Below are 15,898 nucleotides of genomic sequence, written 5' to 3' on the forward strand. Positions count from 1 at the left end.
ACACAAAGCGACGCGAGGTGCAACCTCAGGGTTACTCCTCGCGTCGCTGCGCGGCGGCGCTAGCCCTTCGGCATGAACGCCTCCGGGTAGCGGCTGCCGAAGCCACCGCTCGGCAGCGCGGCCCGGATCGTGTCGAGGTCGGCGGGCGTGAGCGTCACGTCCGCCGCCCGCGCGTTCTCGACGGCCCGGGCGGCGCTGCGCGTGCCCGGGATCGGGACGATGTCCTCGCCCTGCGCGAGTAGCCACGCCAGCGCGAGCTGGCCGACGGTGATGTCCTTCGACCGCGCGAGCGCGGTCAGGCGCTCGACCGCCTCGAGGTTGCGCTCGTAGTTGCCGGGCTGCCAGCGGTCGTCCCAGCTGCGCATGTCGTTGGCCGGGTACTCGGACGCGGGGCGCACGTCGCCGGTGAGGAAGCCGCGGCCGAGCGGTGAGTAGGGCACGAAGCCGATGCCGAGCTCGCGGATGGCCGGCAGGATCGCCGCCTCGACCTCGCGCTCGAACACCGAGTACTCGGTCTGCAGGACCGAGACGGGCTGGATGGCGTGCGCGCGGCGGATGTTGTCCGGGCCGGCCTCGCTGAGGCCGAACCAGCGGACCTTGCCCTCGGCGATCAGCTCCTTGACCGTGCCGGCGACGTCCTCGATCGGCACGTCGGGGTCGACGCGGTGCTGGTACAGCACGTCGATCACGTCGACGCCGAGGTAGCGGAGGCTGTTCTCGGTCACCTCGCGGATGCGCTCCGGCCGGCTGTCGACTCCGCTGCCGAGCGGCTCGGCCGTCATGTCGAAGCCGAACTTGGTCGCGATCACGACCTCGTCGCGGATCGGCTTGACGGCCTTGCCGAGGAGCTGCTCGTTCGAGCCGGTGCCGTTGCCGTAGAGCTCGGCGGTGTCGAAGAAGGTGACGCCCGCCTCGTGGGCCGCGCGGATCACCGTGGTCACCTCCGCCTCGGTGCTGCCGTCGCCGTAGGCGAGCGTGAAGCCCATCGTGCCGAAGCCGATGGCTGAGACCTCGAGGCCTTCCGTTCCCAGTGTGCGTCGCTGCATGGTGCTCCTTCCAAGCCAAACCAAACTGTTCGGTTTGGACCGTAGCAGCTACGCTCGAATCGTGCCCACGACGGTCACACCGAAGGAGCGGGTCATCGCCGCGGCGCTGGACGAGTTCGCCCAGCACGGCGTGGCCGGCGCGCGCGTGGACCGGATCGCGCGGGCGGCGAAGACGAGCAAGGAGCGCGTCTACGCGTACTTCCGCTCCAAGGAGGAGCTGTACGCGGCGGTGGCGGCCGACCAGCTCCAGGAGGTCATGGACAGCACGGTGCTCGACCCGGCCGACCTGCCCGGCTACGTCGGCGAGCTGTTCGACTTCTACACGCGCCACCCGGAGATGCTCCGCATGGTGGGCTGGAGCCGGCTGGAGCCCAACGACGCGATCGTCGGCTTCGGCGACGCCGGCATCGCGTCCATGCGGGCCAAGCTCGAGGCGATCGAGCGCGGGCAGGCCGACGGCGTGCTCGACGACGCCTTCGCGCCGATCGACGTCCTCCAGCTGCTCATCCAGCTGAGCATGGGCTGGCCGATGGCGACCGAGTTCCGCGCGCTCGAGGACGCCGACGACCCGGCCGTGCTCGCACGCCGGCGCGCCGCGGCCGTGCTCGCCGCGACGCGCCTGTTCCCGCGGCGGAGCTAGACCGCCGTCGGGAAGCGCGCGGCCGGGATGGTCGTCGCGAACGCCTCGACCACGGCCGGGTCGAACTGCGTGCCGGAGTGCCGGCGCAGCTCGGCGATCGCCTCGTCGTGTGGCAGCGCACGCCGGTAGCTGCGGTCGGAGGTCATCGCGTCGTAGGCGTCGCACACCGCGACGATGCGCGCGCCGAGCGGGATCTCCGCCGCGGCCACGCCGTCGGGGTAGCCAGCGCCGTCCCAGCGCTCGTGGCTGGCGCGGACGAGCGCGGCGACGGGCGCGAGGGCCGGGGCGGCGAGGAGGATGCGCTCGCCGATGATCGTGTGCTCGCGCATCAGGTTCCACTCGGCGTCGTCGAGCGGTCCGGGCTTGTCGAGGATCGACTCCGGGATCGCCAGCTTGCCGATGTCGTGCAGCTCGGCGGCGCGGGCCACCTCGTCCACCGCCTCGCCCACGAGGCCGAGCCGGCGCGCGGTCGCGGCGGCGTGCGCGGCCACCTGGTCGGTGTGCCGGCGCAGGTCGGGCTCACGCTCGCCGAGCACCTGCATCAGCAGGTCGCGGGTCTGGCGCTTGGCCGAGGCGCGGCCGGCGTCCTTGTTCGCGTACATCCGCTCGTCGGCGAGCTGCAGCGCGCGCGCCGCCTGGTCGGCGTCGTCCGGGAGGCTCACGAGCCCGAGCGACGCGCCGATCCGGAAGCCGTTGCCGCACTCGCGCAGCGCGGCGGCCGCGGCCTGGACGGCCGGGGCGTCGAGGCCGATGGCGCCGGGCAGCAGGACGCAGAACTCGTCGCCGCCGAGCCGGTAGGCCGTGCCCGTGCCGGCCGTCGCGGCACGCAGCGCGGACGCCAGCCGGTGCAGGAGCGCGTCGCCGGCGTTGTGGCCGAAGGCGTCGTTGTAGCCCTTGAAGCCGTCGAGGTCGAAGAAGGCGAGCGTCGACGGCCGGCCCGCGCGCGCCTCGGCCAGCGTGGCCTCGAGGTCCCGGGTCATCTGCCGGCGGTTGCCGAGCCCGGTGAGCGCGTCGGTGAGCGCCTCCTGCCGCGTGTGGCGCAGGAGCTGGAGGTTCTCGCGGTAGGTCAGGGCACCGCGGGCGGCGACCGCGATGAGCGCGGCGAGCGCGAGGATCACCGCCGGGTCCGTGACCGTCTTCCAGTGCGCGGCACCGAGGACGGCGAGCGCCACGGCGGCGAACAGCACCGGCATCGCGGCGCCCGCGAGGCTGGTGCGGTCGAGGCTCGTGGGCCGCTGCGGCTGCCAGGCGGCGAACGCCAGCGCGACGAGCCCGGCGGGCCACAGCGTCGACAGCACGGAGCCCGCCGCGTAGTTGCCGGTCGCCTCCTGGTAGGAGTAGATCGCGTCGATCACCGCGGCCGAGCTGAGCGACAGCCCGATCAGCGCCCACGAGCGGCCGGGCTTCCAACCGCTCAAGCCCGCGGCCAGTCCGACGAAGCACAGCAGCAGCACGTCGGCGATCACATAGCCGACGTTGATCACGAGCTCGCCCGCCTCGCTCGAGGAAGCCAGCACCGGCGTCAGCACCACCGCCGCGGTCAGCGACGCCAGGGTGAGCGCGCCGACGAGGCCGTCCAGCCACAGCGCGGGTGTGAACCAGCGCGCGCGGCCGCGCAGCAGCAGGACCACGCCGGCGTACGCCAGCGGGTAGGCGGCGTAGTAGAGGACATCCGGTAGGCCGCCGGCGTCGAGCTCGCCGTTCACGGCCAGGGCGGACCACGTCAGGTCGGCGGCGGTCGTCGTCGCCGCGTACCCGGCGAGCAGGGCCCACACGAGGCGCTGACGCCGCACCAGCACCACACGCGCGACCAACGCGGCCACGGCCAGCAGCTCGACGCCGTTGTACACCCAGGCGGCGAACAGCGGCAACTCTCCGTAGCCGGCGAGACCGGCCACCAGGTGCACCGCCAGCGCGCTCAACATGAGCGCGAACGCGATCCGGACGGGCTGCGGCGCCGTCCGTCCCAACATGAAGCTCATGGCCCGGGAGTCGGCGCGGGCCTCGACGACTACCAACGCCGCGTCAGAGAAGCTACGGCGAAAGCTCGCGGGAGCTCCGGGAACCTCGCCCGGAATGACGGGACCGCGCGGTACGTCAGGCGGGACATGAACTTCTCCAGGATCGGGCGCCTGACGGCGCTCGCGGCCGTGCTGGCGCTGCCGGCCACCGCGGCGCGGGCGAGCGCGCCGGACATCGCGGTCGACCAGATGCGGGCGTGCGCGCAGCTCGGGGCCAAGCCACCCGGGAGCGCCGCGGGGCGCGAGCAGGCACGCCGGCTCGAGCGCGCGTTCCGCGACGCCGGGTTCACCGCGACGCGCGAGGACTTCCACGTGCCGCTGTTCCGGGAGGCCGGGACGCGGCTGACCGTCGGCGGCGAGGACGTGCCCGCCGAGAGCTTCGCCTACGGCGGCACCGGGCAGGTGCGGGCGGGCGTGGTCGACGTCGGTGTCGGGCGCCCGGCCGACTACGCCGGCAAGGACGTGACGGGCAAGGTCGTGCTGGTCAGCCGTGACGAGGTCTTCCACCGCAGCTCGCAGCTCGCCCAGGTGATCGCCCGGGGTGGTGCGGCGATGCTGTACGTCTCCGGCTCGCCGGACAACCTGGTCCAGGAGGGCGCGGTGCGGTTCGCGCAGTACGCCCCCGCGCCGATCCCGACCGTGTCGGTCGGCGCGCGGGACGGGGCGGCGGTGCGCGCGGCGCTCGCGGCCGCGAGCGGGCTGGAGGCGACGCTGGAGGTCGCCGCGACGCGTGAGGACGCGGTCGCGCGCAACGTGATCGGCGTGCGCCGCGGCACCACGCATCCCGACAAGGTGATCGTGGTCGGCGCGCACTACGACTCGTGGCACGCGGGTGCGATCGACAACTGCACCGGGATCGGCTCGCTCCTGGCGATCGCCGACGCGGTGCGCGGCGTCCCGCTCGCCTACACCGTCGTGCTGGCGGGCTGGGACGCGGAGGAGGTCGGCCTCACGGGCTCCTACGACTGGGTCGCCCGCCATGCGGACCGCCTCGGCGACGTCGTCGCGAACGTCAACCTCGAGATGACCGCGGCGGAGGCGGGCGCGCCCGCGATCCGCTTCGGCACGGGCGGCGCGAAGCTCAACGCGCTTGTCCAGCAGGCGGCGGCCGCGAACGGCTACGTCGCGACCGACCTGCCCGCCGCCGTGGTGCGTCAGATCAGCGGTGGCATCCTGCCCACGGACATCCAGCCGTTCTACAGCGCGGGCGTCCAGGGCTTCTCCACGTTCACGTCGACGCCCTACTACCACACGCCCCAGGACGTGCCCGAGCGGGTCGACCCCGAGTCGCTGCGGCGGGTCAGCGCGTACCTGCGCGATGCGCTGCTCGCGTTGCAGCAGGCCACCCCCGAGGAGCTCGCGGTGCGCGAGATCCCGAACGTGGCCGTCCACGCGCCGGAGCGGGTGGAGGCGGGCGCGGCGGTCACCGTCGAGGTGGAGGTGCGCGATCCGGCGGGGGCGCCGGTCGTCGGCGCGCCGGTCCGCGTCCTGGTCAATCAGAACGACCACTGGGCACGTCACGAGGGGGTCGCGACGGAGGTCGGTGGCGGGCGCTATCGCTACACGATCCCGGCCGGCGAGACGGACGCCGGCATGCTGTCGATCACCGCGACCGCGGACACCGTGGCGTTCATGGCCGAGGGCTACGCGTCCGTGCGGCTGAGCGGCGGGGCGTTGCTGCGCGGCCCGGTGCCGTGCGACGGCGCGCGCTGGTTCGTGGAGCCGGTCCGCGGGCGCGTGCTCGACGCGACGGTGAGCGCGGGACGCGCGCACGTCGTCGCCGGCCGCGTCGTCGTGGTCGACGCGCGTGCCGCGGGGCGGGCTCCGGTCGTGCTGCACGTCCGGGCGCGGACGGCCGACGGGCGCGTCGTCGCTCAGAGCCGGGAGTACCGCGTATGCGCGCCGTGAGCACGACGTCCGTGGTGATCGTCGGCGCCGGTCCCGCGGGGCTGGCGGCGGCGATCACCCTGGCGCGGCTCGAGGTCCCGTGCCTGGTCGTCGATCGCCTGCGCGAGCGGTCGACCGCGGCGCGGGGCACCGCGGTCAGCACCGGCGCGATGGAGCGGCTGCGGCGCTGGGGCGTGCACGGGCAGGCCGAGGCGTTGGCGCTGGACGTCGAGATGAGCGGTTGGCGTGCTCCGGCGCTGACGCGGCTCGCGGAAGGCGCGGCGTTCCCGGTCGGCATGCTCACGCGCGAGCAGGCGCGGATCGTCAGCCCGGCGCGTCCGACGTGCCTCAGCCAGGAGCAGCTGGAACCGATCCTGGAAGCGCACCTGCGGACGCTGCCCGCCGCGCACGTGCTGCCCGGGAGCGAGTTCGTCGGGCTGCGGCAGGACCCGGACGGCGTGACGGTCACGCTCGCCGACGCGGGCGGCGAGCGGACGGTGCGGGCCGCCTACGTGATCGGCGCCGACGGCGTGCGCAGCGCCGTGCGGAGCGCCGCGGGGATCGGGGTCGACGCGTCCGGGCCGTTGAGCGACTCGGTGGGCGCGCAGGTCCGCGCGCCGCTGTGGCCGCTCGTGCCGCCCGCGCGCCGGCACGGCATCTACGCCATCACCGACGCGGCGGCGGGTGGGGCGCTGATCCCGGTCGGCGGTGATCGCTGGGTCTACGCGACCGAGCGGCGGCCGGGCGTGGAGGCCACCGCGGACGGGCTGGCGCGGCTGGTGCGCGGCGCGGCCGGCGCTCCGGGGCTGCCGGTGGTGGTCGACCGCGTGATCGAGCTCCGCTACGCGACCGCGCTGGCGGACACGTTCCGCGCGGGCCGCGTGTTCGTGGCCGGTGACGCCGCCCACCGGGTCACGCCGCGCGGCGCGACCGGCCTGAGCCTGGCGATGCTCGGCGGGGAGGCGGTCGCCTGGCGGCTGGCCTGGGTGCTGCGCGGCTGGGCGCCGCACGGCCTGCTCGACGACTACGAGCGCGAGCGCCGCCCGGTCGCCGCCCACAACATCGCCCGCTCCGCTGAGCCGAACGGCTCCGAACGGGCGGCCGAGGACGAGTGGCGCGTCGACGTCGGCGGCCGCATCGCCCACGCCTGGACCGGTCCGGGCACGTCGACCGTGGACCTCGTCGGCGGTGGCCGCACGTTGTTCACGGGACCGGAGCCGAGCGCGTGGGCCGCGGCCGCACGGCGCGCGGTGGGGGCGCCGGTGCGCGTCCACGCGCTGCCGGTGGCGGCGGCGCGTGCGGTCGGCCTGTCGGGCCGCGGCGCGCTGATGACCCGCCCGGACGGCGTGCCGATCGGGCTGTGGCCGAGCGACGAGCGCGCGGAGGCCGCGTTGCTCGCAGCCTGACCGCACGGCCGCAACGGCACGCGCACGCAGCGTGCGCGTGCCGGCGCTACCGGAGCGTCACCCGCGCCACGACGTCGATGTCGTTGTGCGCGAGCTCGGTCGGCGGTGCCTGCCGGACCTCCTTCGCGCTGACCACGCGGCCGGTCGCGCCCGCGAACCGTCCCGTGCCGAGCGTGACCCGCGGCGGCGTCCCCTCGATCACCAGCATCGACCGGCCGAGCGTCGCGTGGCTGACGCACCGCGGGGGACCGCCCGCGAGGAACTCGCAGCGCAGGTGGTCGCTGCCGAGCCGCGTCCGGTCGTGCCTGGCGTGGTTCCCCTCGAAGAGGTCGAACACGATGTCCAGCACGTCGCCCGGCTGCGGCTCGGACTCGGCGATCGGAAGTTGCGTGAGCACGCGGCCGTCAGCCTTGGTGAGCTGGATCGACCGGGTCTTCTCGAAGATCCGGAGGGTCTCCGTCTTCGGGGCGGCGGCGTTGCCGGCGGGGGCGAGGGCGGCCACGGCGGCGATGCCCGTGAGCACCGTCGCCGCGACCGTACGTGATGTCGATGGCATGCCCGTCCAGACGTCGAGGACCCGCCCGCTCTTCCCGGCGCACGTCCCGGGTGCTATATCCCGGCACGGTGACCCTCGAAGGCGAGAAGCGCGCGGCGGCGGAGTACGCCGCGGGGCTGGTCGAGGACGGGATGCGGGTCGGGCTCGGAACGGGCACGACCGTCGCTCCCCTGATCCCGGCCCTGGCGGCGCGGGGGCTGCGCCTGCGCTGCGTCGCGACCTCCGAGGCGACGGCCCGCGCGGCCGAGGCCGCCGGGCTCACGCTGGACACGCTGGACGGGGTGGGCGAGCTGGACATCGCCATCGACGGTGCCGACCAGATCGCGCCCGGCCCGTGGCTGATCAAGGGCGGCGGCCGTGCGCACACGCGTGAGAAGCTGGTCGCGGCCGCCGCGGCGCGGTTCGTGGTGATCGCCTCGCACGACAAGCCGGTGCCGCGGCTCACCCCGCCCGTGCCGCTCGAGCTGCTCGCGTTCGGGCTGGAAGCGACGCTGCGCCGCCTCGAGCACGCGGTGCTCCGCGGCGGCGCGAAGAGCCCCGACGGAGGCGTCATCGCCGACTGGACGGGCCCGATCGACGATCCCGCCCAGCTCGCGCGCCGCCTGGAGGGCGAGCCGGGCGTCGTCGACCACGGGCTCTTCGCGCCCACGCTCGTCACCGACGTCGTGGTCGCGACCGGCGAGGCCATCGACCACACGCGCCACTGGATCAGCCCAGGCTCGCCTCCGCGACGAGCGCCGGGTCGGGCTTGATCCGCGGCGCACGGACCGCGCCGATCAGCAGGTTCGCGACCGCGAGCCCCGCGGCGATCAGCAGGCCGCGCTCGAAGCCGGCGGCCAGCGCGTCGGCCTGCGCGGCGCCGGCGGCCAGCGCGTCGCCCGTGCGCGTCGTCGCCGTCGTCGAGATCAGCGCGAGGCCGAGCGCGCCGCCGACCTGGAAGGCGGTGGTGATGACGCCGGAGGCGGCGCCCGCGTCCTCGTGCGGGACCTCCGCGACCGCCGCGATCTGGTTGGCGACGCCGACCAGCGGCAGCCCGAGGCCGAACACGATCAGCCCGGGCAGCAGCCCACCGGCGAAGCTCGAGTCGGCGCCCGCTTGGCTGAGCAGGAGCAGGCCGACGGCACCGACCGCGCTCCCGCCGAGGTAGGCGGCACGCGTGCCGAAGCGCGTGACGAGCTGCGCGCCGACGACGGCCGACAGGATCGCCGCGCCGCCCATCGGCAGGAAGTGCACGCCGGCGTCCAGCGCGCTGTCGCCGTGCACCTGCTGCAGGAACAGCGCGGTCAGGAAGAACATGCCGAGGAACGCGCCGCCGTTGAGCGCGAGGGCGAGTGCGGACACGCTCAGGCCGCGCGTGCGGAACAGCCGCAGCGGCACCAGCGGGTCCTTCGCACGCGCTTCGACCACCAGGAAGGCGGCGATCAGGATGATCGCGGTGCCGAACAGCGCCAGCACCTGCGCGGAGCCCCAGCCCGCGGCCTCGGTGCGGATCACGCCGCCGACGAGCGCGAACAGACCCGCCGTGCCGAGCACCGCGCCCGCGACGTCGAAGCTCGCCTCGCCCGAGTGCTCCCGCCGGCTCTCGGCGATGAACGCGGGCGCCGCGGCGATCGCGAGCGCCGCGAACGGGACGTTCACGAAGAAGATCCACTCCCAGCCCAGGCCGTCGACGAGCACGCCGCCCGCGACCACCCCGAGGGTGCCGCCGATCCCGGCGAGCGCGCCCCAGACGCCGAGCGCGACGTTGCGCTCACGCCCTGCCGGGAAGGTGACGGTGAGCAGGGCGAGCGCCGCCGGGGACAGCAGCGCGGCGCCGATGCCCTGGATCGCGCGGGCGGCGATCAGCGTCGCCTCCGAGCCGGCGAAGCCGCCCGCCAGCGAGGCGGCGGTGAACAACCCGAGGCCGATCAGGAACAGCCGCCGGCGGCCGAGGATGTCGCTCATCCGTCCACCGAGCAGGAGCAGGCCGCCGAACGTCAGCGTGTAGCCGTTGACCACCCACTGCAGGCCTTCGGCGCTGAAGCCGAGGTCGGTCTGGATGGCCGGGAGCGCGACGTTCACGATCGTGACGTCGAGGACGACCATGAACTGCGCCAGGGCGAGCACCGCGAGTGCCAGCCATTTCGATCGAGAATCATTCACGCCATGAACGGTCATGGCGCTGAGCGTACATACTCGCTATGAATGATTCAAGACATGAATGATTCTTGCTTGCCCCTATCCTCGGACACGATGCTGCCCCGAGGAGCGTTCGCCCGCCCGGCCCTGCTGCTGGTCAAGCTCGGCAACGACATCGCCGCACGCGCCGAGGACCCGCTCGCCGAGATCGGCCTGAGCGGACGTCAGTACATGGTCCTGGCGGTGCTCAGCGCGGACACGCCGCCCTCGCAGCAGGAGCTCGCCGGACTCTGCGGCCTGCTTCCGGCCCAGGTCGTGCTCGCGGTGGACGAGCTCGAGCGGCGCGGCCTGGTCGCCCGGCAGCGCTCGGAGGCGGATCGGCGGCGGTCGGTCGTCACGCTCACGGACGACGGCGCCGAGGTGCTCGCTCGAGCGGACACGCTCGGCGAGCGGCTGGTCGCGGACCTCGAGCCCGAGGTCCGTCAGGCGGCGGTCGCCGCGCTCGGCGACGGCTGAATCAGAGTCCGCGCACCCAGGAGAACCGGCCGCGCATCCCGGTCAGCTTCAGCAGCCGCGACAGCGCCGGCGAGCCGTCGACGAGCGTGAGCGCCCAGCCCTCCGTCCGGGCGGTGTCCGTGGTGGCGAGCAACCAGCCGAGGCCGGTCGAGCCGATCACCTCTACGCCGCGCAGGTCGAGCGCGAGCTCCTGCCAGCCGACCGCGCGCAGCTCGTCGACCGCCGTGTCCAGGTCGTCGACCGTGGCCAGGTCGACCTCGCCGCTGACGGCGAGGATCACGCGATCGCGGTCCGGTCGGACCCTGATGGCGAGCGTCGGCGCTCGCAGGGTGGTGGACATCGTGCTCCAATCGGTGTGAACCAGGGTGGAGCGACCACAGGGTCAGGGGAACCGCTCATGCCGAACGGTAGGTCGCGCGCGTGCGCAGCGCGATCCGTGGTTCAGAGCTCTGACCGTGAGCTGCGTCAGCGCACCGTCTTGCGCTCGTACAGGTACCGCGCCCAACCCCAGCCGGCCAGGCTGATGGCGACGATCCAGGCGAGGCTGAGCCAGCCGTCGCGGCCGAGCTCGGTGTCGAACAGCAGCGCGCGGAGCGTCTCGATGAACGGCGTGAACGGCTGGTAGGAGGCGAACCACTGCAGCCAGCCGGGCATCGACTCGGTCGGCACGAACCCGCTGCCGAGGAACGGCAGGAGCATCAGCGGCATCGGCAGGTTGCTCGCGCTCTCGACGCCCTTCGCGAACACGCCGAACGCCGCGCCGAGCCAGCAGAGCGCGTAGCCGATGGCGGCCAGCAGGCCGGCGGCGCCGAGCCAGCCGAGCACGCCCGCCGGCGCTCGGAAGCCCATCAGCAGCGCGATCGCGAGCACGACGGCGACCGCGAGCAGCACCTGGATCAGGTTGCCGACGACGTGGCCGGTGAGCACCGCCGAGCGTGAGATGTCCATCGTGCGGAAGCGGGCGATGATGCCCTCGGTCAGGTCCTTGGACACCGACAGGGCGGGGGCGGTGACGCCGCCGGTGACGGTGAGCAGCAGCACGCCGGGCACGACGTAGTCGAGGTAGGCGCCGGTGCCCGTGCCGCCGATCCCCGTCCCGAGCGTGGAGCCGAACACGTAGACGAACAGCAGCAGGAAGATCACCGGCGTGGCGATCAGGTAGGTGATGATCGGATAGCGGACGGCGTGGCGGAGGTTGCGGCGCAGCATCGTCCGCGAGTCCGACACGGTGTGGGCGAGCGTGCTCATCGGGCGGTCTCCTTCGTGGCCTCGTGCCCGGTCAGCGCGAAGAACACGTCGTCCAGGTCCGGGGTGTGGATGGTCAGGTTGCGGGGCTCGAGGCGGCGGGCGTCGAGGCGGTCCATGACGGTGCGGATGGCGTCGAAGTCGCCGTCCGAGGGGATGTCGAGCGTCAGCGCGGCGTCGTCGCGGCTGGAGCCGGGTAGGGCCGCCGCGGCGCCGGTGAGCGTCGGGATGTCCTCGAACTCGAGGCGGATGCGCCCGCCGGGGACGCGGCGCTTGAGCTCGGCCGGCGTGCCGTCGGCGACGATCGCGCCGTGGTCGAGCACCGCGACGCGGTCCGCGAGCTGGTCGGCCTCCTCCAGGTACTGCGTGGTGAGGAAGATCGTGGTGCCGGCGGCGACGAGCTCACGCACGATCTCCCACATCTCCGCGCGGCTGCGCGGATCCAGGCCGGTCGTGGGCTCGTCGAGGAAGACGATCCGCGGTCGCGAGACGAGCGTCATCGCCAGGTCGAGCCGGCGGCGCATGCCGCCCGAGTACGTGGAGAGCGGCTTGCGCGCGGCGTCCGTCAGGTCAAAACGCTCGAGCAGCTCGCGCGTCCGGCGCGTGCCCTCCGTGCGGCCGAGGTGCCGCAGGTCGGCCATCAGCCGCAGGTTCTCCTCGCCCGTGAGCAGGTCGTCGACGGCCGAGAACTGGCCGGTGACGCCGATCAGCGCGCGGACGGCCGCCGGCTCGGCGACGACGTCGTGGCCGCCCACGCGGGCACGGCCGGCGTCCGGGCGCAGCAGCGTCGAGAGGATGTGGACGAGCGTCGTCTTGCCGGCGCCGTTGGGCCCGAGCAGGGCGAACACGCCGGCGGGGGCGATCTCGAGGTCGAGCTCTGCGAGCACGACGGCTTCGCCGAAGGCCTTCGAGAGGCCTTCGAGCTGGATGGCGGGGGTCATGGCGGGTCCTTAGGTGGAGGAGCGGTGGACGGCGATCGAGCCGTAGCCGGTGCGGACGTGCAGCTCGAGCGTCTCCTCGCCCGTGCCGGGGCCGGAGTCCGCCGCGAGGTCCGTGCGCACGACGCCGTGCTGGGAGGTCGCGTCGAGCCAGACGGCGGTGCCGGCGCGGACGCCGACGTCGACGTTGCCGTAGGCGCCGTCGATGCGGATGACACCACGCAGGGCGTCACGCACGCGCACGGGCCCGTAGGCCGAGCGGATGGTCGCGCCGGCGCCGGCCGTGCCCAGCTCCAGGGGGCCGGTCGAGGTCTTCAGGTCGGCGGGGCCGTCGGTGCGGTCGACCATGATCGGGCCGTCGCCGGAGAGCTGCAAGCGGCCGCCGACGTGGCCGACACGGGTCGAGCCCCACTTGAAGCGAACGTCGGCGTCACCCGTCACGGTCGTGACCCGGTAGTCGCCGTGCCCGCCCTTGAGCTCGAGCCGCTCGGCCGTGTCCAGCGAGAGCTGGCCGAACGGCAGCTCGACGCTGACGGCGCCGAAGCGCCCCGCGAGCCGCGCAGAGCCGTACCGGACGAGCGCCGTGACGGCGGAGGTCTCCGGCAGCTCGACGACGAGGTCCACGGCGTCCTTGCCCGGGCCGAGCAGGCGGCGCTTCTGCGGCCCGCGGACGACGATCTCGTCGCCGACCCGGTCCACGCGCACGGCGTCGGCGGCCGCGCGGTCACCGCTGCGACCCGGGTTGCTCGGGGATGCGGTGATCGTGACGTCCGGGCGGTCGGTGGCGACCACGTCGAGCTTGCCGACTTCCAGCTCGATCCGCAGGGACGCCGGCCCGTCGACGGGCACGACGGTCATCGCACCCACCCCGTGTAGGAGCTGCCGTGCGACTGCTGGGGTGCGCGGCGCGGCTCCAGCGCCGCGCCGACCGCGCGCACGAACCAGGTGTTCAGCGAGACGCCCTCCGCGGCGGCGGCAGCCTCGGCGCGTGCCTTCAGCGAGTCGGGCAGGCGCAGCGTGGTGCGGCTGGTCGGCCCGTCGTCGGCGTCATCGGGCTCTTCGCGCGGCGCCGACGCCGATGACACCACCGGATCCGTCGCCGGGGTGGCGACGACGAACTCGACGTCGCGCCCGCGCAGCCGCACGTCGACGGAGCCGGGGGCGAGCTCACGAGTGATCTCGCCCGCCGCCTCCGACAACGCCTCGAGCATGACGAGACGGGCCGCCGCGTCGAGTGCGGCGGCCAGTCGCTCGGCGATCTCCTGCGCCTCCGAACCTCCCGCCGCGGCCGCGTTGAGCAGCTGCCGCTGGAGCTCTTCGACGTAGTTCGTGATCTGCATGGCACCAGTGTGACACCACACTGGTGTCAAGTCAACCCCGGCGTGATGTCACGCGGTGACCGGCTCTGGCGCACGCCGCAGCGCCGTGCCCTCGATGTCGACGGAGGGCAGGAGGCGGTCCAGCCAGCGCGGCAGCCACCAGGCGCGCTCGCCGAGCAGCGCCATCACCGCGGGGATGAGCGTCATGCGGACGAGGAACGCGTCGACGAGGATCCCGAAGGCGAGCGCGAACCCGACCGACTTGATGATCTCGTCGCTCTCGAGGATGAAGCCGGAGAAGACCGCGCCCATGATCAGCGCCGCCGCGGTGACGACGCGCGCGCCGTGGCGGAAGCCCTCGGTCACCGATCGCGTCGAGTCCGCTCCGTGCACGTGCTCCTCGCGCATGCGGGACACCAGGAACACCTGGTAGTCCATCGCCAGGCCGAAGAGGATGCCGATCACGAGGATCGGCAGCAGCGACGTGATCGGCGCGGCCTGGCCCACGCCGATCAGGTCGGCCCCGAACCCCTTCTGGAAGACCGTGACGAGGGCGCCGAGGGTCGCGCCGATCGTCAGCAGGAACCCGCCGATCGCGGTCAGGGGCACGAGCACGGACCGGAAGGCGATCGCCAGCAGCACGAACGCGATCCCCACGACCACGGCCAGGAACGGGATCAGCGCGCCGGCGAGCCGGTCGGAGACGTCGATGTTGACGGCGGTCTGGCCGGTCACCAGCACGTCGGCGCCGAGCTGGTGCTCGAGCTCCGGCGCGCGGTCGCGGATCGCCTTCACCAGGTCCTTGGTCTGCGCCGTGGACGGTCCGGTCGTGGCGATCAGCGACAGGATCGCGGTGTCTCCGGCCGCGTTGAGCGTCGGCTCGCCCAGGCTCGCGACGCCCGGTTGGGTGCGCAGCGCGCGGGCGACGCCGGCGGCGGCGCGTCCCGCGTCCTCGCCGTCGACGACGATCATCAGTGGCCCGCCGGAGCCGGGGCCGAAACCCGCGCTCAGGAGGTCGTAGGCCTTGCGGTTCGTGGTCTCGGGCGCGGCGGTGGAGTCATCCCCCATGCCGAGCCGCATGTCGAGCATCGGCAGTGCGCACGCGCCGAGCGCGACGACGGTGAGCGCGAGGGCCGGCACGCGGTGCCGGGTGACGAGGCCCGCCCAGCGCGAGCCGGCGGTCGGCCGCGTCGCGCGCGGGCCGGTCTCGAAGTTCTTGCCCTTCGCCAGCCGCGTCCCGGCGAAGCCGAACAGCGCGGGCACGAGCGTGAGCGCGACGAGCACCGCGACCGTGACCGTCGCGGCCGCGGCGAGCCCCATCGCGGTCAGGAACGGGATGCCGACGACCGAGAGCGCGGCCAGGGCGATCACGACCGTCGCGCCCGCGAACACGACCGCGCTGCCCGCCGTGCCGACCGCACGGCCCGCCGACTCCTCCGGGTCCAGCCCCTGAAAGAGCTGGGTGCGGTGGCGGGAGAGGATGAACAGCGCGTAGTCGATGCCGACGGCGAGGCCGAGCATCAGCGCGAGCGTGGGAACGGCGTCGCTCAGGTCGACGAAGCCGGTGGCCGCGGTGATGCCGGCGAGCCCGATGCCCACGCCCAGCGCCGCGGTGAGCAGCGGCAGCCCGGCGGCGAGCAGCGTGCCGAACGTGAACGCGAGCACGAGCGCGGCGACGCCGAACCCGAGGAACTCGCCGACGCCCGACTCGTTCGCGGCGATCACGGCGTCACCGCCGAACTCGACCTGCACGCCGGCCCGCTCGGCCTGCTCGGCGGCGTGCTGGACCGCTGCGCGCGAGGTGTCGGGCAGGTCGTCGGCGCTCGCGTCGAAGCTCACCTGCGCGAGCCCGACGCGGCCGTCCTCGGACAGCTCCGGAGCGCTCGCCTCGGCCACGTCGGGCGCCCGCCCGACCTGCGCGAGCGCGGCGTCGACGGCGGCTCGGCGCTCGCCGGTCAGCGCCTCGCCCTCGGGTGCGGCGAACACGATCCGGCCGGACGCGCCGTTGGCCTCCGGGAAGCGCTGGTCGAGCAGGTCGATCGCGGCCTGCGAGTCCGTGCCGGGGATGGTGAACGAGCCTTCGGTGGGACCGCTGAGGGTCGCGGCGCCGACGAACATGGCCCCGAAGAGGGCGATCCAGACGGCGAGGACGAGTCGCCGCCGGCGGTAGGCGGTACGGCCGAGTCTGTAGAGCGCTGATGCCATG

15 protein-coding genes are annotated in these 15,898 nt (G+C 74.1%); 5 read left to right on the plus strand and 10 right to left on the minus strand.

Annotated elements, in window-relative coordinates; translation table 11 throughout:
• Positions 1-59 precede the first annotated feature (59 nt).
• On the minus strand, positions 60-1,046 hold the full coding sequence (locus tag C8N24_RS15375; protein WP_121251184.1) for an aldo/keto reductase: 987 nt from the start codon (positions 1,044-1,046) through the stop codon (positions 60-62).
• A 61-nt stretch (positions 1,047-1,107) separates the two neighbouring features.
• On the opposite strand from C8N24_RS15375, the gene C8N24_RS15380 reads away from it, so the two are divergent.
• A complete protein-coding gene (locus C8N24_RS15380) occupies positions 1,108-1,686 on the plus strand; it encodes a TetR/AcrR family transcriptional regulator (RefSeq protein WP_211339980.1) in 579 nt (192 codons plus the stop codon).
• On the opposite strand, the gene C8N24_RS15385 is transcribed toward C8N24_RS15380, so the two are convergent.
• Positions 1,683-3,659: a bifunctional diguanylate cyclase/phosphohydrolase gene (locus tag C8N24_RS15385; RefSeq protein ID WP_211339981.1), complete on the minus strand. Its 1,977-nt coding sequence runs from the start codon at positions 3,657-3,659 to the stop codon at positions 1,683-1,685. The genes C8N24_RS15380 and C8N24_RS15385 overlap by 4 nt on opposite strands.
• Positions 3,660-3,794: 135 nt before the next feature.
• Here C8N24_RS15385 and C8N24_RS15390 point away from each other — a divergent pair, with 135 nt between their 5' ends.
• Both C8N24_RS15390 and C8N24_RS15395 read left to right on the plus strand, forming a co-directional pair.
• Positions 3,795-5,615, plus strand: coding sequence for a M28 family peptidase (locus tag C8N24_RS15390; RefSeq protein WP_121251190.1), 1,821 nt, complete (start codon positions 3,795-3,797; stop codon positions 5,613-5,615).
• A complete protein-coding gene (locus C8N24_RS15395; RefSeq protein WP_170179123.1) occupies positions 5,612-7,000 on the plus strand; it encodes an FAD-dependent monooxygenase in 1,389 nt (462 codons plus the stop codon). The genes C8N24_RS15390 and C8N24_RS15395 overlap by 4 nt, the downstream gene beginning before the upstream one ends.
• Before the next feature lie 46 nt (positions 7,001-7,046).
• Here the strand turns inward: C8N24_RS15395 and C8N24_RS15400 are convergent, their stop codons facing one another.
• Positions 7,047-7,523: a hypothetical protein gene (locus C8N24_RS15400; RefSeq protein ID WP_121251194.1), complete on the minus strand. Its 477-nt coding sequence runs from the start codon at positions 7,521-7,523 to the stop codon at positions 7,047-7,049.
• A 101-nt stretch (positions 7,524-7,624) separates the two neighbouring features.
• Here C8N24_RS15400 and rpiA point away from each other — a divergent pair, with 101 nt between their 5' ends.
• Positions 7,625-8,308, plus strand: a complete 684-nt coding sequence (gene rpiA / locus C8N24_RS15405) for a ribose 5-phosphate isomerase A (protein ID WP_211339982.1) — start codon at positions 7,625-7,627, stop codon at positions 8,306-8,308.
• Here rpiA and C8N24_RS15410 read toward each other — a convergent pair.
• On the minus strand, positions 8,265-9,698 hold the full coding sequence (locus tag C8N24_RS15410; protein ID WP_245971864.1) for an MFS transporter: 1,434 nt from the start codon (positions 9,696-9,698) through the stop codon (positions 8,265-8,267). The two genes, rpiA and C8N24_RS15410, sit on opposite strands and share 44 nt — an antisense overlap.
• A gap of 90 nt (positions 9,699-9,788) precedes the next feature.
• Here C8N24_RS15410 and C8N24_RS15415 point away from each other — a divergent pair, with 90 nt between their 5' ends.
• Positions 9,789-10,190 carry a MarR family winged helix-turn-helix transcriptional regulator gene (locus C8N24_RS15415; protein WP_170179124.1) on the plus strand — a complete coding sequence of 134 codons (402 nt, stop codon included), beginning with the start codon at positions 9,789-9,791 and terminating at the stop codon, positions 10,188-10,190.
• Position 10,191: 1 nt separating this feature from the next.
• Here the strand turns inward: C8N24_RS15415 and C8N24_RS15420 are convergent, their stop codons facing one another.
• The 6 genes from C8N24_RS15420 to C8N24_RS15445 form a co-directional block, all read right to left on the minus strand.
• Positions 10,192-10,530: an STAS domain-containing protein gene (locus C8N24_RS15420; protein ID WP_121251201.1), complete on the minus strand. Its 339-nt coding sequence runs from the start codon at positions 10,528-10,530 to the stop codon at positions 10,192-10,194.
• Positions 10,531-10,655: 125 nt separating this feature from the next.
• Complete coding sequence (locus C8N24_RS15425; RefSeq protein ID WP_121251203.1) at positions 10,656-11,438, minus strand: ABC transporter permease; 783 nt, start codon at positions 11,436-11,438, stop codon at positions 10,656-10,658.
• The gene (locus tag C8N24_RS15430) at positions 11,435-12,376 is read right to left on the minus strand and encodes an ATP-binding cassette domain-containing protein (protein WP_121251205.1); all 942 of its coding nucleotides are present in this window, start codon (positions 12,374-12,376) and stop codon (positions 11,435-11,437) included. The genes C8N24_RS15425 and C8N24_RS15430 overlap by 4 nt, the downstream gene beginning before the upstream one ends.
• Positions 12,377-12,385: 9 nt before the next feature.
• Positions 12,386-13,231 (minus strand): DUF4097 family beta strand repeat-containing protein, encoded by an 846-nt coding sequence (locus tag C8N24_RS15435; RefSeq protein WP_147447823.1) that lies wholly within the window; start codon positions 13,229-13,231, stop codon positions 12,386-12,388.
• Entirely contained in the window at positions 13,228-13,713 is a 486-nt protein-coding gene (locus C8N24_RS15440) for a toxin-antitoxin system HicB family antitoxin (protein ID WP_121251209.1), read from the minus strand. Before C8N24_RS15440 ends, C8N24_RS15435 begins: the two co-directional genes overlap by 4 nt.
• A 48-nt stretch (positions 13,714-13,761) precedes the next feature.
• Entirely contained in the window at positions 13,762-15,897 is a 2,136-nt protein-coding gene (locus C8N24_RS15445; RefSeq protein WP_121251211.1) for an MMPL family transporter, read from the minus strand.
• Position 15,898: the final 1 nt, after the last annotated feature.

It is taken from the genome of Solirubrobacter pauli (genome assembly GCF_003633755.1).
Taxonomy (GTDB): domain Bacteria; phylum Actinomycetota; class Thermoleophilia; order Solirubrobacterales; family Solirubrobacteraceae; genus Solirubrobacter; species Solirubrobacter pauli.